Source organism: uncultured Sphingomonas sp., assembly GCF_934560975.1.
GTDB lineage: Bacteria > Pseudomonadota > Alphaproteobacteria > Sphingomonadales > Sphingomonadaceae > Sphingomonas_I.
In genome coordinates this window covers 20,153-38,755 of sequence record NZ_CAKTFO010000020.1, presented here as the reverse complement: position 1 = coordinate 38,755, position 18,603 = coordinate 20,153, and the positions used below count along the sequence as shown (strand labels likewise).

The following is an 18,603-nucleotide window of genomic DNA, read 5'->3' as shown; positions in this document are numbered from 1 at the left end:
GATGACCGCCGGTGAGCCCAACCTCGGCCCGGCCGCGATCGTCCCGGTCGGCGATGCGGCGGTGGTCGATCCAGACAGATCGCCCGCCGCGATCGGCGGCGCTCCCTGGTGGGCGCGCTACCGTGCCAGCGTGGAAGGCCGACTGTCCGCGACCGCACTGACGATCCTGGAGGACGACGCGCACTACATCGTCGGCAAGGCCCTTCCACAACTCGAAGAAGGGTTCGACGTCGCCTCCTGGCCGGAGACGCGGGTGCGAACCGGCATGGTGGTCGGCTCCGTCCAGTCGGGGAAGACCGCGAGCATGCTGGGTGTCGCCGCGATGGCCCTCGACGCGGGTGTGGACCTGCTAGTGCTGCTCGCCGGCACCCGTGTGAGCCTCTGGCTACAGACCTACGAGCGACTGCTGGCCCAACTCGACGGTTCGACCGCGGACAACGCCTACCGCCGGCGAGCGGAACGGCTGATCCTTCCCCAGCCCGCCGACATCCTCCACGAGCAGCGCGCCGATCCGTCGCGCTACCTGCAGAGGCCGCTGGCCCGGCAGGCCCTCAAGGCAGGCCGCCCCATCATCTGCGTGGTTCCCAAGGAGGACGACCATCTCCTAACCCTGAGGCGTTTCCTCGGTGACGTCGTCACGAATGACTTCCTCGACGCCCGCTCGCAACCATACACCATCCTCCTCCTCGACGATGAGGCGGACGACGCGAGCGTACTCGACAGCGACCGTTCCCAGAAGCTCACGCCTCGTCTGATTACTGCGTTGTGGAGCGGCGATCCGGACGAGTCATCGACGCGTCACCCGGCGCTGCTGGCAACCTACGTCGCCTACACGGCGACTCCTCAAGCCAACTTTCTCCAAGCGACGCACAACCCCCTGAGCCCGAGGGACTTCAACGCAGCACTGCGCACACCCGGGACAACCGGCGCGGTGAAGCCCCGGGCGGTAAGCTACGCCGAATCCGCGGGGATCCGCTCCTACTACTGCGGCGGCGAGATGTTCTACGAAAGGCTGCGGAAGGCGGGGCAAGGCGCACTGTGCCACACGTCCCTGTTCCCCGATCCGCGTCCCGGCGAGACCGAGGCAGAACTGGCCGGGCGCCGCGAAGGCCTGCGCTGGTCGATGCTGTCTGACGCTCTGCGATGCTACATGGTCGGCGCCGCACTTAGGAGCCTCGAGCCCGGATGGGAGACGGCGTTCGACCACGGTCGTTCCTATTCGTCGGCCCAGGACGCGAAGGTCGCTGCGCGCGGTCCGCATACGATGCTGATTCACCCATCGGCCCGGAAGGAGGATCACTTCAGCACCGCGATCGACGTGGTCCGCTTTTCGATGTCGGAGCCTGGTGCCGAAGCAGCGTTGGAACTCGACGACGAGAAGGCGGAGCGGCTCGATATCTCGTCGGAAGGCCTGGCCCGCCGGCTCGATCTCGAGGAGCCCGACTGGTCCGCGTGGCTCGGCCGCTTCGAGGCGTCTCGCATCGCGCTCTCCACACTTCCGCAGGCGCCATACCGCCCTATTTCGATCGCCAGATGGCCTGAGGTTCGCTCCGCGCTTGTCGAGAGGGTCTTCCCGAACCTGCGCCTCCGCGTGCTCAATAGCGACCCGGCGTCGGACGACAGGCCGCGCTTTGAAGTCGAGGAGGACGAGGCCGGGGAGTTCCACGTCCCTGCGGACAGCCTATCCATATTCGTGGCCGGCAACGTTCTCTCGCGAGGGCTGACGCTGGAGGGGCTGACGACGAGCCTTTTCCTCCGCGGCGCCGCTGAACCCGCTGCCGACACCCAGATGCAGATGCAGCGGTGGTTCGGCTACCGTGGCGGCTTCCTGCCGTTCTGCCGGGTGTTCACCTACGAGGACCAACTCGACCTCTTCAGGCGCTACCATGTGAACGACAATTCGCTGAAGTCGGAGGTCATCGCGTCGATGGACGCCGGCGGAGGTGCGGCCGGGCCAGCGCTCGTGCTGCAAGGGGCCTCGTTTGTCGCTACGAGCAAGGTCGAGGCGCGCAAGGTCCCCCTATCCCCGGGGCCGAGACCGTCCATCCGCCTCGTCGAGACCGAGAACGACGTGCTCGCGCGGCACAACATCGATGTCGCGGCGCGTTTGCTCGACGAGGGGAAGTGGGTCCCGCTGAAGGACGACAATGGCCTAGAGCGCGGCATCATCCGAACCGAGCCCGTCGATCTGCAACGGCTCGCGACCATTCTCGACGAGTTGCGGTTCACCCATCACGATCCCGACCTCGGCAACGAACTCAGCCTGCGGTGGGACCACTACTCTCGACTGCTCGGCATCGACGACCAACTCTTCACACCGCCGATGCGCGACCCTCAGGACTACGGCGCCGAACCCCAGTCCTGCCCCTATTCAATCGCGGCCTACCTGCGGCTCTGGGCTCACCTGACCGGCGACCATTCCGCTCCGGGTTTTTATCCAACGGATCGGCCGGAGGTGCCGTGGAACTACGCCGACACACTCCGCTCAGCGACCCCCGACTTCTACCTTGCGTTCAGGCACGGCCAGAACGCGGCGCGCGATCCGCGCCTCGCGGCGAAGGGGATCAAGGCGGTGACACGCGAGCGGTCCCCGAACGGCCGCGCACTGCAGACGCTTTGGGGTACGCGAGGATACGGCGGCACCTACTTCGGTGACGAACTCGTCGACTACTATCACCACCGCACGGCACCCGTGCCGAGCATCCAGGGCGGGGCCAACTGGCGGCCACGCGGGCATCCTGGCCTCGCGCTGCTGCATATCGTATCCGCGCCGGACTTGCCCACAGACCTGCTGGCGATCGGCCTCGGCCTGCCTCACGGCGGTCCCGATCACATAGCGGCCCTGCGCACATGAACGACAACCACTTCGAGACGCTGCGCGACGACCTTGAATTGCTAAGGGTACCAGACGGGCGCGCTCGGAACCTCCGGTGGCTGGCCACGCCGCTGGCGATCGGCCGCACCGCCTCCGGCGACTACGAGATCTTTATCCGGGGCGACGAACTTCGGGCCTCGTCGTCGCTCGTCCGACGGCACGTGCAGCACGGTGACTGGCGGCCCGAGGAAGGCGGCGACCCGTTTTCCGCGAGCCGCATCGTCCTTCCGGCGGCATCCCACTTCGCGTCCATCGCGGCGCTGATCGCGATAGAACTGCTCCGCGCCGGCATCGCCGGGCCGACCGGCGCCCAGCCGGCCTTCACCGACGTCGAGCCAATCATCGAGATGGCGATCCGCCGAGGGGCGCTCTCAGAAGAGTCGATCGTCGGACTCTTCGGCGAACTGACGCTGCTCCGCCAACTCCTGCTCGCATGCGCAGGCGAGCCGGAGAAGATGCTTCGCCGCCTGGACTACTGGCACGGCTGGAGGGAGGGGGGCCGCGACTTTCGGATCGGCAACCACGCGGTAGAGGTGAAGACCACACAGGCCGTCGCCTCGATCCATGAATTCAGCGGCCTTCACCAACTCGAGCCCGCCACACTGCCATCGGGCGGGATTGAGAGCCTTCACCTGATGAGCATCGGCCTCGCTGCGTCGAACGCCATGGGTGAGAACCTCCCCGCAATCGTGAGCAGCATCGTGAGCCTGCTGTCGGGTTCATCGGCAAGGCCCGAACTGGCGGACGAATTCCTGTACCGTGTGTCACTCTTTGGCGCCGTGTCTGGCAGCGGATACTCCCACGCGACTATGCAGGAGTGGAGCGCTTACGGCACCCGCTACACGCATACGTTTCTGCCGCGGCTCTATCGGATCCAGGACCCGGCGATGCTCACACTTAGCAGAGAGTTGCTCACGCAAACGTTCGTCCAGCCTCAGGGGCTGACCTTCACGATGCACATTCCGGAACAGGTGTCCGCCTTCAACCCGGCACCGAACTGGGAAGCCGAACTGGAAGCGATGGTGAGCGAATGACGGCCTCACAGATCCAAGACCTGCTGATGGCGGGTCCGAAGCAGGCTTTGCTCAGGAACTAGAGCCACGGCCGTGCCGGTTTGCTGCTGTCGCTTTCTATGTGAACAAACGTTCTTTCACGCAGTCTGAGGGCCCGAAAGCGGACAGACCGTTCTCCACCAAAGCACGCCATAACCGAGTCGGGGATCGATGGCCCATTCCGAACACGTACTCGTCGGCGGAAGTGTGCCCCGGCGAGGCTGGGAGGGGCGCCAAACCTCGCCTGTCATACGCCACAATTTCCCTCGGTCTGCTTCCGTGGTGCTTCCGCGGCCTACGAATCGCAAATTCGCGTCCCCGACCGGGGAAAAATTCGCTTATATCTTAATGAGATGCTGGTGCTGCCGGTGAGGATTGAACTCACGACCTCAGCCTTACCAAGGATGCGCTCTACCACTGAGCTACGGCAGCCAACACCAGCGTGCTGTCCCCTTCGGGAAGGCGCGCCTATGGACAAGGGATCGCGCCACGTCAAGAAACCTCTTATGACAAAAGATGATTCCGACCGGCAGGCGCGGCTGGCCGAGGCGTTGCGCGCCAATCTGCGGCGGCGAAAGGCCCAGGCGCGGGAGCAGGACGCGCCCGCGACGTCGGAGGACGATAGCAACCCGAAGCCGCGATCCACCTGATCGCGCGCGCCGTTCGCCACCCCGCCTCCACGGCTGCGGGATGGCGTGGCGCGGCGTTCAGAGCGGCGCGGTCTGATCCTTCAGCCAGTCCGCCGCCGCGCCGTCCAGTTGCGGGCCGACGATCGCCTGCACCTCCGCGTGATAGCCGTCGATCCAGGCGCGCTCGTCCGCCGTCAGCAAAGCGAGGTCGATCAGAGCGCGGTCGATCGGCGCGAAGGTGAGGGTGCGGAAACCCAGCAGCGGCTTTTCGGCGCCGGCCGCCTGACGCGGCTCCACCAGCACCAGGTTCTCGATCCGGATGCCGTACTCGCCCGTCTTGTAATAACCCGGCTCGTTGGACAGGATCATGCCCGCCGCCAGCGGCTCGTCCCCGCCGGCAAAGCCGCTGCCGCCCGGCGCGATCCGCTGCGGACCTTCATGCACGCTGAGGAAGCTGCCGACGCCGTGGCCGGTGCCGTGGGCATAATCCAGCCCCACCGCCCACAGATATTGCCGCGCCAGCGTGTCCAGCTGGCTGCCGCGCGTGCCCTGGGGAAAGACGGCGCGGGCCAGCGCGATATGCCCCTTGAGGACGCGGGTGAAACGATCGCGCATCTCCGCCGTGGGCGTGCCGACCGCGACGGTGCGGGTCACGTCGGTAGTGCCGTCCTGATATTGCCCGCCCGAATCGACCAGATAGAGCGAGTTCCTCTCCAACGGGCGGTTGGTTTCCTCGCTCACCCGGTAATGGACCACGGCGCCGTTGGGGCCCGCGCCAGAGATAGTGTCGAACGACAGGTCCTTGAGCGCGCCGGTCTCCTCCCGGAACGCCTGCAACCGCGCCTGGGCGGACAGTTCGTCCACGCCGCCCTTGGGTGCCTCGACCGACAGCCAGTGGAGGAAGCGTGTCAATGCCGCCCCGTCGCGCACCTGCGCCGCATCGTGGCCGGCAATCTCCGCTTCGTTCTTGATCGCCTTGGGCAGCACCGCCGGATCGCGCAGCGGCAGCACGGTGGCGCCGGCCTGATCCAGGGTCGAAAAGATCGCCGCAACCGCACGATCGGGATCGGCGACAACACGCTTGCCGGTCAAACGGGCCAGACGTTCCGGGAATGCCGCACGGGGATGAAGCCGGACCGCATTGCCGAGATGTTGGACCACGGCATCGTCGATCTTCTCCGGCGCGACGAACAGGTCGGCGGTGCCGTCTGCATTCACGATCGCATAAGCCAGCGCGACCGGGGTCCGCTCGACATCGCTGCCGCGCAGGTTGAAGGTCCAGGCGATCGAGTCGAGCGCCGACAGCACGGCGGCATCGGCCTTTTTCGACGCCAGCCAGTCGGCCATTTCCGCCCGCTTCTCGGCCGAAGACCGGCCCGAAAAGCGATCGGGATGCACCACCAGCCGGGCCGTCGACGGCTGCGGCCGGTCGAGCCAGACCGTATCGACCGGGTTGGTCTCCACCGCCACCAAGGCGGCGCCCTTCTCCTCCAGCGCCTTGGTCGCCTGCCGCACCCAGGACCGGGTGTGGAGCCAGGGATCGTAGCCGATCCGCGCACCGGTCGGGGCATGCTCCCCCAGCCACGCGGCCACGCTGGTCTGCGGCACCGACAGGTAGCTCCATTGCTCGGCGGACACCTGCTCGCGCACCTGCAGCGTGTAGCGGCCGTCGACGAAGATCGCGGCTTCCGCAGGCAGGATCGCCGCGCTTCCGGCCGAACCCTGGAAGCCGGTCAGCCAGGCGAGCCGCTGGGCATAGGCGCCGACATATTCGGACATATGTTCGTCGGTGAGCGGGACGACGAAGCCGTCGAGGCGGCGGCGGGCAAGCTCTTCGCGCAGAGCCTGGAGGCGGTCGGCATAGCTGGACATGGCGGCTAGATAGACGCGTTCCGCCCGATTTGCGACGGCTGGTCACCGGTCTTCGCACCCGTGCCGCGGCAGCGGTCGGAGCAATATTTCACATGCTCCCAGTCGCGCTGCCACTTCTTGCGCCATGCGAACGGCCGCTGACATGCGGCGCAGATCTTGGTCGGCAGATGGGGTTTCTTGTGCGCCATGGCTCCCCAACGCGCGAGGAGGGCGCCGGCTGCGATGGCGGGGCGCACGTTGCCGCACCCTTGCGGGCCCTGCACTCGCCTCCCTAGATCGGGGGCATGACCAAACCCGTCTTGCCGCCCGTCGCCGCCACCCGACCGCACAGCTTCACCCATCACGGGGTGACGATTGAGGATCCCTGGGCATGGCTGAAGGATCAAGGCTATCCGGAGGTGAAGGACGAGGCGATCCTGTCCTACCTGCGGGAGGAAAACGCCTTTTTCGATGCGCAAATGGCGCCGCACCATGCGCTGGTGGACAGCATCTTTGAAGAGATGAAGGGCCGGGTGAAGCAGGACGACGCCTCCGTCCCGCAAAAGGACGGCGATTGGCTCTATTGGTGGGCCTACGAGGAAGGCGGGCAATATCCCAGATGGTGGCGTCGCCCGGTGGCGGGTGGCGCTGACCAGCTGATCCTGGCCGAATCCGCGGAAGCCGAGGGCAAGGCGTATTTCCGCGTCGGCGCGGTGGCCGTCAGCCCGGACGGGCGCCTGCTCGCCTGGAGCGCGGACGACAGCGGGGCCGAACGCTACACCCTGCGTATCCGCGATCTGGCGACGGGCAAGGATGTGGAGACGGTCACCGCCGTCGCCAATGGCGGGGTGGCGTGGAGCGCCGGGTCGGACGCGATCGCCTATACGGAGGTGAACGACAATTGGCGCAGCTACCGCGCTCTGCTGCACCGGCTGGGGCAAAGCGAAGATGCGGTGCTGTATGAGGAAGCGGACGAGGGCTTCCGCGTGGCCGTGGGCGGCACCCGCGATCGCCAGTGGATCGAGATTGCGACCGGCGACAATCAGACGAGCGAGGTTCGGCTGGTCCCCGCCGCCGATCCCTCGGCCGAACCGATGCTGGTCAGCCCGCGCCGGGTAAAGCGGCAATACAGCGTCGATTCCGCCCATGGATCGCTGTGGATCCTGACCAACGACGCGCACGTGAACTTCCGCATCGCCCGTGCAGACCCGGCCACGCCGGAGCGGTGGGAGGAGGTGGTGCCCGGCTCCGACCGCGTCTACCTGACCGGGATCGCCGCCTTCGCCCGCCACCTGATGATCGCCGCGCGCGAGGATGGGTTGGACCAGGTGATCCTGCGCGACTGGGACGGCGGCGAGCGCCGGGTGGCCTTCCCGGAGGCGAGCTACAGCGCGGCCGCGTCCAGCAATCCGGAGTTCGACCCGCCGGCCTATCGCCTGACCTATTCGTCGATGGTGACGCCGCTCACCGTCTATGACTGCGATCCCGACAGCCTCGCCCTTACCACGCTGAAGGTGCAGGAGGTGCCGTCCGGCTATGACCCCGGCCGTTACGCGACGGAGCGGCTGACGGTCACGGCGCGAGACGGGGCCAAGGTGCCGGTGTCGGTCGTCTATCCGGTCGGCTTCCCGCGCGACGGGTCGGGCAAGCTGTTCCTCTATGCCTATGGCGCCTACGGCCACGCCATTCCGCCAAGCTTCTCCACCGCGCGGATGAGCCTGCTGGATCGCGGCTGGGCCTTTGCCATCGCCCATATCCGGGGTGGCGACGATCTGGGCTATGACTGGTATCTGCAGGGCAAGGCGGAGGCGCGCTGGAACACGTTCCGCGACTTCAGCGATGCCGCCAAAGGCCTGATCGCGGCCGGCTTCACCAGTGCGGGCCGGATCGCGATCAACGGCGGATCGGCCGGCGGGGAGCTGATGGGCGTGGTCGCCAACACCGATCCGGAGCTGTGGGGCGCTGTCGTGGCGGACGTGCCGTTCGTGGACGTGCTCAATACAATGCTCGACGCGGAACTGCCGCTCACCCCCGGCGAGTGGCCGGAATGGGGCAATCCGATCACGGACAAGGCCGCTTTTGAACTGATCCGCGACTACAGCCCCTACGACAATGTCACGGGGCAGGCCTATCCGCCGATGCTGATCACGGGCGGGCTCAACGATCCGCGCGTGACCTATTGGGAACCCGCCAAGTGGGCGGCGCGGTTGCGCGCGACCAAGACCGACGACAACATGCTGCTGCTGAAAATCAACATGGGCGCGGGCCATGGCGGCAAGTCCGGCCGGTTCGAGGCGTTGCACGAACGCGCGGAGGCTTATGCCTTCGTGCTGACGCAGGTGGCGTAGACCGCCGCCTGCTTATGACGGCCGCGCGGTCCGGGATCGGATCGCGCGGTCCAGCCAGCGGGCGGCGGCTTCGGGCGTGGCCTTGTTCGTGTCGCGATCGACCATCAGGTTGGCGCGTCGCATCGCCTCCACCGGAATGGCGTTCACCAGCGGCCGCAGGGCGCGCGTCATGCGTTCGTCGCGGGCATGGCCGGGCGAGACCAGCAGAATGGCGTCATAGCGCGGGATCGCGCCGCGCGTGTCCGCCAGCACCGTCAGCCGATCGGCGGCGATCCGCCCGTCCGAGGAGAAAGCGGAGATCACGTCCACCTGTCCGCTCGCCAGCGCGCGATACATGAAGGTCGGGCTGTAGGCGCGGCCGGCGCGAAAGGAGAGGCCGTAGCGCCGTTGCAGCGCCCGCCATTCCGGCCGGTCCAGAAATTCCAGGTCCGCGCCCAGCGTCAGCGCGCCGGCACGCGCGGCCAGCGCATCGATCGTCGCAACCCCGCCGCCGCCGCCGCGCATCGCCAGCGCATAGGCATTCTGGAAGCCGAGCGGGCCGATCAACGCCGTTTTCGGGCGCTGCGCCATCCACGCTTCGATGCCGGCCAGCATGACGTCGCGCGGGGCTGTGTCCTGCCGATGCATGACGCCGGTCCACAATGTACCGGCATAATCCACATAGACGTCGATGTCGCCGCGACCGAGCGCCTGAAACGCCACCGTCGATCCCAGCCCCTCGCGATAGCGCACCTGGTAGCCGGCTTGCTCCAGCCGCAGCCCGATCAGACGGGCGAGGATATATTGCTCCGAAAAGTTCTTGGCGCCGATCGTCACGCTCCTGGCCGGTGCGCGGGCCAGCGGGGCAAGCGCCAGCAGCAGTCCCGCCACGATCAGCCCCAGCCCGGCGGCGATCCGGCGGTGATCCCGCCGAACCATGCCGCGTTCGATCAGGCCCAGCGCGCCCTCCGCCGCCAGCGCGAGCAGGGCGGCCGCCACGCACCCGCCGAGTACCAGATCCCACCGTTCGATCTGCAACCCGGCAAAGATCGGATTGCCCAGCGTCGGATAGCCGACCGTGGTCGCCAAAGTGGCCGTGCCGATGGTCCACACGGCGGCGGTGCGGATGCCGGCCATCGCCACCGGCGCGGCCAGCGGCGCCTCCACCAGCCGCAGGCGCTGGCGCGGCGTCATCCCGATCGCGTCCGCCGCCTGCATCACCGCCGGATCGATCCCGCGCAGGCCGGCAATCGCCGTCCGCAGGATCGGCAGCAGCGCATAGAGTGTCAGCGCCAGCAGCGCCGGCAGGAAGCCCAAAGCGGGGATGCCGCCCCCGACCAGCGCCGACAGGCCGAGCAGGAGCGGGTAGAACAATGCCAGCAGCGCCAGCCCCGGAATCGTCTGGGTGATGCCGGCAAAGCCCAAGGTGACCCGCGCCAGGGTCGGCCGTCGTGCCGCCGCCAGCGCCAGCGGCAGGGCGATGGCAAGCGCCAGCACCATCGCCGCCGCCGCGAGCAGCAGGTGGCTGGCGATCAGCGGCGGCAACTGGCGCAGCACCTCGTTCACCGGCCTAACTCCGCCAGCCGGGCCGCCTGGCCGCGCGGGACGGCCAGCAGCGCCTCCGCCGCCCTACCGGCCTGTCCCCGCACCATCTCGCGCGGGGTCGCATCGGCCACGATCCGCCCCGCCGTCATCACCACCACCCGATCCGCCAGCAGCAGCGCCTCCGCCATGTCGTGTGTGACCAGGATGGTGGTCAGGCCGCGTTGTTCGTGCAGCCGGCGGATGATCCGCCCCAATTGGTCGCGGGTGACGGGATCGAGCGCGCCGAACGGCTCGTCCATCAGCAGCAGGCGCGCATCCCCTGCCAGCGCGCGGGCGATGCCGACCCGCTGCTGCTGCCCGCCCGAAAGCTGCGCCGGCAACCGCGTGGCGAAATCAGGGGGCAGGGCGACCTCTGTCAGGGCGGCGGCGACGTCCACCGCCGCCCCGCCCGCCACGCGCGGGCTGATCGCCACATTCTCACCTACGGTCATGTGCGGGAACAGGCCGATATTCTGGAACACATAGCCGATCCGCCGCCGCAAGCGCACGGCATCCATCCCCGCCACGTCGCGCCCGTCCAGCAGGACGCAGCCCTCGTCCGGCCGGTCCAGCCGGTTGGCCAGGCGCAGCAGGCTGGACTTGCCCGATCCCGATGGCCCGACCAGCGCGATGAAGCTGCCCGCTTCCACCGTCAGCGACACCGCGTCCAGCGCGGACACGCCATGGTAGCGGCGCGTCACCTGCTCGAAGCAGAGCTGCGGCGCGGCGTCAGTCGACAAAGGCGTCGATCGCCTGCGCCAGCGCCACGTCCCGCGCCGACAGGCCGCCGCAATCATGGGTAGTCAGCAGAATGTCGACCCGGTTCCAGACGTTGGACCATTCGGGATGATGATCCGCCCGCTCGGCCAGCAGCGCCACCCGCGTCATGAACGCAAACGCTTCCGAAAAGTCGGCAAAGGCGAAGCGCCGCGAAATGGCGTCGCGCCCCTCGTCATAATCCCAGTCGGGCAGGCCATCCAGCGCGTCGGCGCGCTCCGTCTCGTTCAGGCCCTCGATCGCCATGCAAGCCTCCCCCCTTGGCATATGCGCACACGCCGTCTTATGCCATGGGTCATGCAGGCAGATCAGAGCTGGGGCAAGGCGCCCGATGCGGACGCGATCGAGGCACTGGCGCGGGCCGCGATCGCGCGGTTGCCGGACGCGTTTCGCATCCACCTGACCGACGTTGTGCTGCGGATCGAGGAGTTTCCGGACGACGAAACGCTGGCCGTGTTCGGGATGGAGGATCCGTTCGCTTTGTCCGGCTTGTATCGCGGGCGGCCGATCGGGGAGAAATCGGTGGCGGACAGCGGCGCGCCGCCCGACATGATCCATCTCTATCGTCGCGCGCTGCTGGATGAATGGGCGGACGGCGGGGAAACGCTGGAGGCATTGGTGACGCATGTGCTGGTGCATGAGGTCGGCCACCATTTCGGTCTGTCCGACGCGGACATGCATGCACTGGAAGAGGCCGCCGGTTGATCCCGCCCGGACTGACGCTGGCGGACATTGCCTGCCTGCGCGGCGAACGGCTGCTGTTCACGGGATTGTCGCTGAGGCTGGAGGCCGGCGACGCGCTGCTGGTGACCGGCGCCAATGGGGCGGGCAAGTCCAGCCTGTTGCGGATCATGGCCGGCCTGCTGCGCCCCGCATCGGGACAGGTGAGGGCGGCGGGCACGGTCGCGCTGCAGGACGAGCGGCCGGCACTCGATCCGGAGCTGACGCTGGGCCAGGCGCTCGGCTTCTGGGCTGGCCTCGACGATGGCGATGCCGCGCGGGGGATTGCCGGCATGGGGCTGGACCATCTGGTGGAGGTGCCGGTCCGGCTATTGTCGACCGGGCAGCGCCAGCGTGCGGCGCTCGCCCGCCAGATCGCGGGCCGTGCCGCGATCTGGCTGCTGGACGAGCCCGGCAATGGGCTGGACGATGCATCGGTCGCGCGGCTTGGCGACGTGATCGCCCGGCATCGCGCCGGCGGCGGGATCGTGGTGGCGGCGAGTCACCAGCCCTTGGGCATGGATCGGCCACGGACGCTGGCGCTGTGATCGCCTTGCTCTGCCGCGACCTCCGGCATGCATATGGCGCCGGTGCGGTGCTGCCGGTCCTGTTCTTCCTGCTGGTCGCCACCCTGTTTCCGTTCGCGGTCGGGTCCGATCACCTGTTGCTCGGGCGGATCGGGGGCGGGGTGTTGTGGACCGCCGCCCTGCTCGCCGCGCTGCTGCCGATCGAGCGCCTGATCGCGCCGGACCTTGCCAGCGGAATGCTGGACCAACTGGGGGTGCGCGGTTGGTCGATGGAGGCGGTGTCGGCCATCCGCTTGCTGTCGCACTGGCTGGGCTTCGGGCCGTTGCTGATGGCGGCGGCACTGCCGGCGGCGGCCTTGCTCGATCTGGATGGTGCGGCCCTGCTGCGGGTGGAGGCGGGCCTGCTGCTCGGGACACCCGGGCTGGCGGCGCTGGCGCTCACCACCGCATGCCTCACCGTGTCGCTGCGCGGGGCGGGGGCATTGGCCGGTATCGTCATGCTGCCGCTGTCGGTGCCGCTGCTGATCTTCGGCGCGAGCAGCGGGGCGGGGGCGTTGAAGCTGTTGAGCGCGACATCCCTGCTCTATGTCGCCGCCGCTCCGTTCGTCGCCGCCGCGGCCCTGCGCGCCGTGCGGGAGGGCCAGGCATAAAAAAGGGCCGCGCACGGCGGCCCTTTTTTATCACGGCGTTCGCGCGATCACATCTGCGGCTGGGTCGGATCGCCTTGGGTCGGATCGCCCTGCGGCTGCTGGCCCAGGCCCATTTGCGGCATGGCCGGCTGCGGCGGCATCGGCGCGAAATCGTCCAGGGTAATGTCGAACGCCAGCACCGAATTGGGCGGGATCGGCCCTGCCTGACGATCGCCATAGGCCAGCTGCGGCGGCAGCCACACGCGGTATGTGGCGCCCTTGGACATCAGCAGCAATGCTTCGGTGAAGCCGGGCACGACGCCCGCCACCGGGAACTGCACCGGCTGACCGGGCTGGCTCGCGTCGAACTGCGTGCCATCAACCAGGGTGCCGCGATATTCGACCGAGACGATGTCGTTGATCGTGACATGCGGCCCGCTGCCGGCCTTCAGCACCTTGTACTGCAAGCCGGAGCCGGTGGTGTGCACGCCGTTGCGCTTGGTGTTGGCCGCCAGGAAGTCCTGCGGCGCCATGGCCGACAAAGCGGGCTTTTCCGCCGTGGCCCAGGCCGCACCGACGCCGGCGACGACGAAGCAGGCGATGCCGGCCCAGAGAGCGGCCAGCCCCTTCTTGCCCACGGGGCGCAGGGGAACGGCGGTGACTTCCGACATGCTGGCGCGTCAGGCCTTAACGTGCCTGGTCGCGCTCGGCGCGCTTGCGCTCCAGCTTGCGGGCGCGGCGGACAGCGGCCGCACGCTCGCGCGCACGCTTTTCCGACGGCTTCTCGTAGTGGCGACGCAGCTTCATTTCGCGGTACACGCCTTCACGCTGCAGCTTCTTCTTGAGCGCGCGAAGGGCTTGGTCGACATTGTTGTCGCGAACGATGATCTGCATAAAAAATCATGTCTCCATGTAGCCGGCGCGTCCACCGGCCTGGCAATGTATCCGGGTCGCCGCAGGCAAAGCCCACGTCGTGAAGCGGCGCCCCTAACAGCGCGCCGCCGATTCTTCAACCCTCCGCCGCCATCCGCGTTGCAATCCTTCCACATCGGCTTAGGGCGGGCCCGGCATGACCAGCTTCACCGTCAATGGCGAACCTGTCCATTACCGCATGGACCCGCAGACGCCCTTGCTCTGGGCCCTGCGCGATGCGTCCAACCTGACCGGCACCAGATATGGCTGTGGCGCGGGCCAATGCGGGGCCTGCACCGTCCATGTCGATGGGGTGCCGCGCCGCGCCTGCCAGGTGCCGATCGGCGCGATCGAGGGCAGCTTCGTGACTACGATCGAGGGGCTCTCGCCCGATCGCAGCCACGCCGTGCAGCAGGCCTGGGTGGCGGAGGGTGCACCGCAATGCGGCTATTGCCAGTCGGGCATGATCATGGCGGCGGCGGCGTTGCTCGCCCGGACGACCGAGCCCAGCGATGCGCAGATCGACGAGGCCATCACCAACCTGTGCCGTTGCGGCACCTATCCCCGCGTCCGCCGCGCGATTCACCGCGCGGGGGCGGCGATGCGGGGTGGTCCGGCCATTACCGCCGCCCCGCCGCCCGGCATCGATGCGGAGGATGCCGCCGCCGCCGTGCCGGCTTTGTCCCCGCCCGGGCGTTAGCTTTCTGGATGCTGACGGGCGGGTTCAGCCGCCGATCAGCGCCCAAGGCCTAGCAGGGGATCATTCCGGGGTGCTGTCGTGCCCCGGGCAGGAGACGATGTATGCAGAAAGTGCGTACCGCATTGCTGATCGCGGCGGCGGGGCTGTTGGCGCTTCCCGCGAGCCTGTCCGCCCAGGCCACGGGCGACATGTCGGGCGCCCGCGTCGCGCGGGAAGGCCGGCCCGACGGCGGTGGTCGATGGCAGCGCCCCGAAGGCGGCCAGTTCCGGCGCCCGGACATGGGAGGAGCCCGCTTGTCCCCGGACGGTGCCCGCTGGCGCGGCAACGAACGGCCTGGCGGCTTTGGCGGCGGAGACAATCCCGGTCGCCCGTCCTTCCGCCCGGACAGGCCCGACCGCCCCGACATGCCGCCCCGTGCCGATGGTGGCGATCGCTTCGGTCGCCCCGATGATGCAGCCCCGCGATTCGGCACGGATCGGCAGCGGGTCGACCGCCAGTGGAACGGGCGAAGGGATTCGCCCAACCGCTGGGACCGCGATCGCGAGATTCAGCGCGGCGGCCGTGACGATCGTCAGTGGCAGGCACGTCGCCTGGACGATGCGCGTCGCTGGAACGGGGATCGTCGCTGGGATGGTGACCGGCGTTGGGGCAACGACCGGCGTTGGAACGATGGCCGCCGACTCGGCCTGCGCGACGACTGGCGCACGGACCGGCGTTATGACTGGCGTGGTTGGCGCGACACGCATCGCGACCTGTACCGCCACCGCTACGTCGCGCCGCGCAGCTGGGGCTATGGCTATCGGCCGTTCGGGCGCGGCGCCTATCTGCAATCCTTCTTCTACGCGCCGAGCTACTGGCTGGCCGATCCCTGGGCCTATCGCCTGCCGCCCGTTTCCGGCCCGTATCGCTGGGTCCGTTATTATGACGACGTGCTGCTGGTGGACGTGCAGAGCGGCGAAGTGGTGGACGTGATCCAGGACTTCTTCTGGTAAAAAGTCGAAGAGGCGGCGGTTCGGACAGACACGTCGCCTTATTCTTTCGGAAAGCTGACGAACAGATTCCACATCGGTTCAGCGAATCACTTCTACACACATAGTCGACGGGAGGGCCCGCAGGTCCGTCCGCCGGAAGGTTCGAAAGACACGAGAGGTAATGACCATGCGTAAAGCGATCATCGCAGCCTTGCTGGCCGCAACCGTCGTCCCGACCATCGCCCAGGCGCAGACGCGCGAACTGCGTCACGACCGCCGCGACGTCTATGAGCAGCGCCGCGACCTCGACCATGCGGTGCGCTATGGCGATCGCGGTGACGTCAGGGACGCGCGGCGCGACCTGCGCGACGCGCGCCGTGAGTATCGCGACGACTGGCGCGATCATCGCCGCGGCAATCCGTCCGCCTATCGCATGGGCCGCTATGCCGGGCCTGCCAACTACCGCTATCGGCCGGTGACGGTCGGCTACCGCTTCCAGCCCGCTTATTACGGGCAGCGTTACTGGGTCGATCCGTATCGCTATCACCTGCCGGCGGCCCGCGGTCCGCAACGCTGGGTGCGGTACGGGAATGACGTGGTGCTGGTGAACACCCGCAACGGCCGGGTGATGCAGGTCTACGACCGCTTCTTCTTCTAACGGGCGGCTTCACCCCGGAACCGGGGCCGGGCGGGTGACCGTCCGGCCCCGTGTCGTTGCCATGCGGTCAGTCGAGCCGCCCGAACGGCAGCAGCTTGCGCGCGAGTTGGGCGGCGGCCGCGCCGTCATTGTTGCGGAGCGGGACCAGCACCGCCTCCGCGTCACGGCGCGCCAGCCGGTCGAGCGCGCTGTTGGTCGATCCCGCCAGCGCGCGTTCCGCCAGTTGCCGCGCACCCGCCACATCCTTGGGGTTCAGGCGGATCCGCAGCAACGCCGCGAAGCCGGGGAAGAAAGCGCGATTGCCGCCCAGCGCCACCGCCCGGTTGAGCGCGGCCAGGCCCACCTCCTTCTTCGCCTTCAGCATGGTGAAGGCGAAGAAGCCCGCTTCCACCGTATCGAGGTGCCAGGTGGCGAGCGCCAACTGCCCCTCCGGATCACGCGGCGAGGTGGCGGCATACGTCTCGAACAGGGCCCGCGCCGCCTTGGCATCGGCCGGCGATCGGGTCAGGCGCGCGCGATAGCCCAGCGCCACGCCATGTTGCAGCACGGCTTCGCGATCCCCAGGGTCGGCCTTCAACTCGGCATCCGCCTGCGCCAGCGCCTGCTTCACCAGGGTCAGCGCCTGCGCCTTGTCGGTCGTCCCGAACGATGCCTGGGTCAGGATTTCGCGCGGGGTGGCGGCGTGGGCCGGGGCCGGGGCCGGGGCTGCCGCCACCACCAACGCCGCACAGATCGGAACGATGAAATGCCTCATGAAAGGGATAATCGCACAAAGGGGCCGAAACGATCCCTTTATTCGACGCTGCGGTCCACCTTGCCCAGCGCGTCCGCGATCAGCGCCCGGCTGTTGGCCAGGCCATAGAGCGCGATGAAGCTGCCCATGCGCGGCCCCTGTTCCGACCCGAGCAGGGTTTCGTACAGTGCCTTGAACCAGTCGCGCAGCCGTTCCTGCCCGTAATGGAGCTTGCCGACTTCATAGACCTCGTTCTGCGCAGCCGCCGCCAGATCGTCCGCGTCCAACGTGGCGAGCCGCCCGTCGAGATCGCGCAGCGCGGCGGCCTCCTCCGCCGTCGGCGCGCGCCGCTTGAGCGTGGGGGCGACCACGTCGCGATGATAGGCCAAGGCGTGACCGATCAGCCCATCCAGCGCGGGATGCGTCACGCCGGGGCGATAGGCCTGGAGGTAATCCCACACCACATTCTTGTCCGCGTCGCCGATCACGCCGACCAGGTTGAGCAGCAGGCCGAAGGTGACCGGCAGCGAATCCGTCGGCACGTCGCCATTGTGGATATGGTGGACGGGATTGCCCAATTGCTGGGGCAGGCCCTGCGCCGGATAGTCCGCCACCGACTTCCAATAATCGTCGATCGCGCGCGGGATCACGCCCAGATGCAGCTGCTTGGCGCGCTTGGGCTCGCGATAGGCGAAGTATGCCACGCTCTCCTTTGGCCCGTAGGTCAGCCACTGGTCGAGGCTGAGGCCGTTGCCCTTGGACTTGGAGATCTTCTCGCCATGCTCGTCCAGGAACATCTCGTAATTGAAGCCCTCGGGCGGCCTGGCGCCCAGGACGCGGGCGATCTTGCCGGACTGGGTGACCGAATCGATCAGGTCCTTGCCCGCCATCTCGTAATCGACGCCCAGCGCGACCCAGCGCATCGCCCAGTCGACCTTCCATTGCAGCTTGGCCTGCCCGCCGAGGATCGATTGGGTGATGGTTTCGCCCTCATCCTCGAACCGGACCAGGCCGGCATCGGCGTCCACCACCTCGATCGGCACCTGCAGCACGATGCCGCTCGTGGGGCTGATCGGCAGCACCGGCGAATAGGTGGCGCGCCGTTCCTCGCGCAGGGTGGGCAGCATCACGCCCATGATTGCGTCATAGTGGCGCAGCACCTGGCGCAGCGCGTCGTCGAAGCGGCCGGCGGCATAATAGTCGCTGGCCGACAGGAACTCGTATTGGAAGCCGAACCGGTCGAGGAAGTCGCGCAGCATCGCATTGTTGTGGTGTGCGAAGCTTTCGTGCGTGCCGAACGGATCGGGGATGCGGCTGAGCGGCTTGCCGAGATGCGCGCGCAGCATGTCCCCGTTGGGGACATTGTCCGGCACCTTGCGCAACCCGTCCATGTCGTCGCTGAACGCAACCAGCCGGGTCGGCACGTCCGACAGGGCCTCGAACGCGCGGCGGACCATGGTGGTGCGCAGCACTTCGTTGAACGTGCCGATATGCGGCAGGCCCGACGGACCATAGCCGGTCTCGAACAGCACATGGCCCTTGGCGGGCACGCCGTCGGGGTAGCGGGCGAGCAGCTTGCGCGCCTCTTCATAGGGCCATGCCTTGGAGGCGAGGGCGGCATCGCGAAGCGCGTTTGTCATTTGTTCCATGATCTTATA

General features: G+C 68.0%; 19 protein-coding genes and 1 tRNA gene. 10 read left to right on the top strand and 10 right to left on the bottom strand.

Going from position 1 to position 18,603, the window contains the following annotated elements:
- Nucleotide 1: 1 nt before the first annotated feature.
- Together Q0D93_RS12075 and Q0D93_RS12070 are read left to right on the top strand one after the other, a co-directional pair.
- Nucleotides 2-2,854, top strand: a complete 2,853-nt coding sequence (locus Q0D93_RS12075) for a Z1 domain-containing protein (protein ID WP_294394638.1) — start codon at nt 2-4, stop codon at nt 2,852-2,854.
- Nucleotides 2,851-3,909 carry a PD-(D/E)XK motif protein gene (locus Q0D93_RS12070; protein WP_294394635.1) on the top strand — a complete coding sequence of 353 codons (1,059 nt, stop codon included), beginning with the start codon at nt 2,851-2,853 and terminating at the stop codon, nt 3,907-3,909. The genes Q0D93_RS12075 and Q0D93_RS12070 overlap by 4 nt, the downstream gene beginning before the upstream one ends.
- Before the next feature lie 375 nt (nt 3,910-4,284).
- On the opposite strand, the gene Q0D93_RS12065 is transcribed toward Q0D93_RS12070, so the two are convergent.
- Nucleotides 4,285-4,359: transfer RNA gene (locus tag Q0D93_RS12065), tRNA-Thr, on the bottom strand.
- Nucleotides 4,360-4,433: 74 nt separating this feature from the next.
- Here Q0D93_RS12065 and Q0D93_RS12060 point away from each other — a divergent pair.
- Nucleotides 4,434-4,577: a hypothetical protein gene (locus Q0D93_RS12060; protein WP_294394631.1), complete on the top strand. Its 144-nt coding sequence runs from the start codon at nt 4,434-4,436 to the stop codon at nt 4,575-4,577.
- Between the two features lie 57 nt (nt 4,578-4,634).
- Here Q0D93_RS12060 and Q0D93_RS12055 read toward each other — a convergent pair whose 3' ends face one another.
- Both Q0D93_RS12055 and Q0D93_RS12050 read right to left on the bottom strand, forming a co-directional pair.
- Nucleotides 4,635-6,428: an aminopeptidase P family protein gene (locus tag Q0D93_RS12055; protein WP_294394628.1), complete on the bottom strand. Its 1,794-nt coding sequence runs from the start codon at nt 6,426-6,428 to the stop codon at nt 4,635-4,637.
- Nucleotides 6,429-6,433: 5 nt separating this feature from the next.
- Nucleotides 6,434-6,616 carry a DUF2256 domain-containing protein gene (locus tag Q0D93_RS12050; RefSeq protein ID WP_294394674.1) on the bottom strand — a complete coding sequence of 61 codons (183 nt, stop codon included), beginning with the start codon at nt 6,614-6,616 and terminating at the stop codon, nt 6,434-6,436.
- 96 nt (nt 6,617-6,712) lie between these two features.
- Between Q0D93_RS12050 and Q0D93_RS12045 the strand changes: the two genes are divergently transcribed.
- The gene (locus tag Q0D93_RS12045) at nt 6,713-8,755 is read left to right on the top strand and encodes a S9 family peptidase (RefSeq protein WP_294394625.1); all 2,043 of its coding nucleotides are present in this window, start codon (nt 6,713-6,715) and stop codon (nt 8,753-8,755) included.
- A gap of 12 nt (nt 8,756-8,767) precedes the next feature.
- On the opposite strand, the gene Q0D93_RS12040 is transcribed toward Q0D93_RS12045, so the two are convergent.
- From Q0D93_RS12040 to Q0D93_RS12030, 3 genes are read right to left on the bottom strand one after another with little or no spacing between them, the layout of a single operon-like run.
- Entirely contained in the window at nt 8,768-10,300 is a 1,533-nt protein-coding gene (locus tag Q0D93_RS12040) for a glycine betaine ABC transporter substrate-binding protein (protein ID WP_294394622.1), read from the bottom strand.
- Entirely contained in the window at nt 10,297-11,058 is a 762-nt protein-coding gene (locus Q0D93_RS12035) for an ATP-binding cassette domain-containing protein (RefSeq protein WP_294394619.1), read from the bottom strand. Before Q0D93_RS12035 ends, Q0D93_RS12040 begins: the two co-directional genes overlap by 4 nt.
- Nucleotides 11,048-11,341: a 4a-hydroxytetrahydrobiopterin dehydratase gene (locus Q0D93_RS12030; RefSeq protein WP_294394617.1), complete on the bottom strand. Its 294-nt coding sequence runs from the start codon at nt 11,339-11,341 to the stop codon at nt 11,048-11,050. Before Q0D93_RS12030 ends, Q0D93_RS12035 begins: the two co-directional genes overlap by 11 nt.
- A 51-nt stretch (nt 11,342-11,392) precedes the next feature.
- Here Q0D93_RS12030 and Q0D93_RS12025 point away from each other — a divergent pair, with 51 nt between their 5' ends.
- Genes Q0D93_RS12025 through Q0D93_RS12015 form a run of 3 tightly spaced genes read left to right on the top strand, consistent with a single transcriptional unit; the run spans nt 11,393 to nt 12,992 of the window.
- Nucleotides 11,393-11,800 (top strand): metallopeptidase family protein, encoded by a 408-nt coding sequence (locus Q0D93_RS12025; protein ID WP_294394611.1) that lies wholly within the window; start codon nt 11,393-11,395, stop codon nt 11,798-11,800.
- Nucleotides 11,800-12,363: a heme ABC exporter ATP-binding protein CcmA gene (ccmA, locus tag Q0D93_RS12020; protein WP_294394671.1), complete on the top strand. Its 564-nt coding sequence runs from the start codon at nt 11,800-11,802 to the stop codon at nt 12,361-12,363. Before Q0D93_RS12025 ends, ccmA begins: the two co-directional genes overlap by 1 nt.
- A complete protein-coding gene (locus tag Q0D93_RS12015) occupies nt 12,360-12,992 on the top strand; it encodes a heme exporter protein CcmB (protein WP_294394609.1) in 633 nt (210 codons plus the stop codon). The genes ccmA and Q0D93_RS12015 overlap by 4 nt, the downstream gene beginning before the upstream one ends.
- 47 nt (nt 12,993-13,039) lie before the next feature.
- Here the strand turns inward: Q0D93_RS12015 and Q0D93_RS12010 are convergent, their stop codons facing one another.
- Complete coding sequence (locus Q0D93_RS12010) at nt 13,040-13,642, bottom strand: FKBP-type peptidyl-prolyl cis-trans isomerase (RefSeq protein ID WP_294394605.1); 603 nt, start codon at nt 13,640-13,642, stop codon at nt 13,040-13,042.
- Nucleotides 13,643-13,658: 16 nt separating this feature from the next.
- Nucleotides 13,659-13,865: a 30S ribosomal protein S21 gene (gene rpsU, locus Q0D93_RS12005; protein ID WP_294394604.1), complete on the bottom strand. Its 207-nt coding sequence runs from the start codon at nt 13,863-13,865 to the stop codon at nt 13,659-13,661.
- 175 nt (nt 13,866-14,040) lie between these two features.
- Between rpsU and Q0D93_RS12000 the strand changes: the two genes are divergently transcribed.
- The 3 genes from Q0D93_RS12000 (at nt 14,041) to Q0D93_RS11990 (ending at nt 16,212) form a co-directional block, all read left to right on the top strand.
- Nucleotides 14,041-14,583 carry a (2Fe-2S)-binding protein gene (locus Q0D93_RS12000; RefSeq protein WP_294394601.1) on the top strand — a complete coding sequence of 181 codons (543 nt, stop codon included), beginning with the start codon at nt 14,041-14,043 and terminating at the stop codon, nt 14,581-14,583.
- 101 nt (nt 14,584-14,684) lie between these two features.
- Nucleotides 14,685-15,575 (top strand): RcnB family protein, encoded by an 891-nt coding sequence (locus tag Q0D93_RS11995; protein ID WP_294394598.1) that lies wholly within the window; start codon nt 14,685-14,687, stop codon nt 15,573-15,575.
- 166 nt (nt 15,576-15,741) lie between these two features.
- A complete protein-coding gene (locus Q0D93_RS11990) occupies nt 15,742-16,212 on the top strand; it encodes an RcnB family protein (protein ID WP_294394597.1) in 471 nt (156 codons plus the stop codon).
- A 67-nt stretch (nt 16,213-16,279) separates the two neighbouring features.
- On the opposite strand, the gene Q0D93_RS11985 is transcribed toward Q0D93_RS11990, so the two are convergent.
- A complete protein-coding gene (locus Q0D93_RS11985) occupies nt 16,280-16,966 on the bottom strand; it encodes a hypothetical protein (RefSeq protein WP_294394594.1) in 687 nt (228 codons plus the stop codon).
- A 38-nt stretch (nt 16,967-17,004) separates the two neighbouring features.
- Nucleotides 17,005-18,585 carry a lysine--tRNA ligase gene (locus tag Q0D93_RS11980; protein WP_294394591.1) on the bottom strand — a complete coding sequence of 527 codons (1,581 nt, stop codon included), beginning with the start codon at nt 18,583-18,585 and terminating at the stop codon, nt 17,005-17,007.
- Nucleotides 18,586-18,603: the final 18 nt, after the last annotated feature.

What these genes read in the sequence shown, in the direction of transcription:
- Q0D93_RS12075 (WP_294394638.1), top strand. Translation starts at nt 2, where the DNA reads ATGACCGCCGGTGAGCCCAACCTCGGCCCGGCCGCGATCGTCCCGGTC.
- Q0D93_RS12070 (WP_294394635.1), top strand. Translation starts at nt 2,851, where the DNA reads ATGAACGACAACCACTTCGAGACGCTGCGCGACGACCTTGAATTGCTA.
- Q0D93_RS12060 (WP_294394631.1), top strand. Translation starts at nt 4,434, where the DNA reads ATGACAAAAGATGATTCCGACCGGCAGGCGCGGCTGGCCGAGGCGTTG.
- Q0D93_RS12055 (WP_294394628.1), bottom strand. Translation starts at nt 6,428, where the DNA reads ATGTCCAGCTATGCCGACCGCCTCCAGGCTCTGCGCGAAGAGCTTGCC.
- Q0D93_RS12050 (WP_294394674.1), bottom strand. Translation starts at nt 6,616, where the DNA reads ATGGCGCACAAGAAACCCCATCTGCCGACCAAGATCTGCGCCGCATGT.
- Q0D93_RS12045 (WP_294394625.1), top strand. Translation starts at nt 6,713, where the DNA reads ATGACCAAACCCGTCTTGCCGCCCGTCGCCGCCACCCGACCGCACAGC.
- Q0D93_RS12030 (WP_294394617.1), bottom strand. Translation starts at nt 11,341, where the DNA reads ATGGCGATCGAGGGCCTGAACGAGACGGAGCGCGCCGACGCGCTGGAT.
- Q0D93_RS12025 (WP_294394611.1), top strand. Translation starts at nt 11,393, where the DNA reads ATGCAGGCAGATCAGAGCTGGGGCAAGGCGCCCGATGCGGACGCGATC.
- Q0D93_RS12010 (WP_294394605.1), bottom strand. Translation starts at nt 13,642, where the DNA reads ATGTCGGAAGTCACCGCCGTTCCCCTGCGCCCCGTGGGCAAGAAGGGG.
- rpsU (WP_294394604.1), bottom strand. Translation starts at nt 13,865, where the DNA reads ATGCAGATCATCGTTCGCGACAACAATGTCGACCAAGCCCTTCGCGCG.
- Q0D93_RS12000 (WP_294394601.1), top strand. Translation starts at nt 14,041, where the DNA reads ATGACCAGCTTCACCGTCAATGGCGAACCTGTCCATTACCGCATGGAC.
- Q0D93_RS11995 (WP_294394598.1), top strand. Translation starts at nt 14,685, where the DNA reads ATGCAGAAAGTGCGTACCGCATTGCTGATCGCGGCGGCGGGGCTGTTG.
- Q0D93_RS11990 (WP_294394597.1), top strand. Translation starts at nt 15,742, where the DNA reads ATGCGTAAAGCGATCATCGCAGCCTTGCTGGCCGCAACCGTCGTCCCG.
- Q0D93_RS11985 (WP_294394594.1), bottom strand. Translation starts at nt 16,966, where the DNA reads ATGAGGCATTTCATCGTTCCGATCTGTGCGGCGTTGGTGGTGGCGGCA.
- Q0D93_RS11980 (WP_294394591.1), bottom strand. Translation starts at nt 18,585, where the DNA reads ATGACAAACGCGCTTCGCGATGCCGCCCTCGCCTCCAAGGCATGGCCC.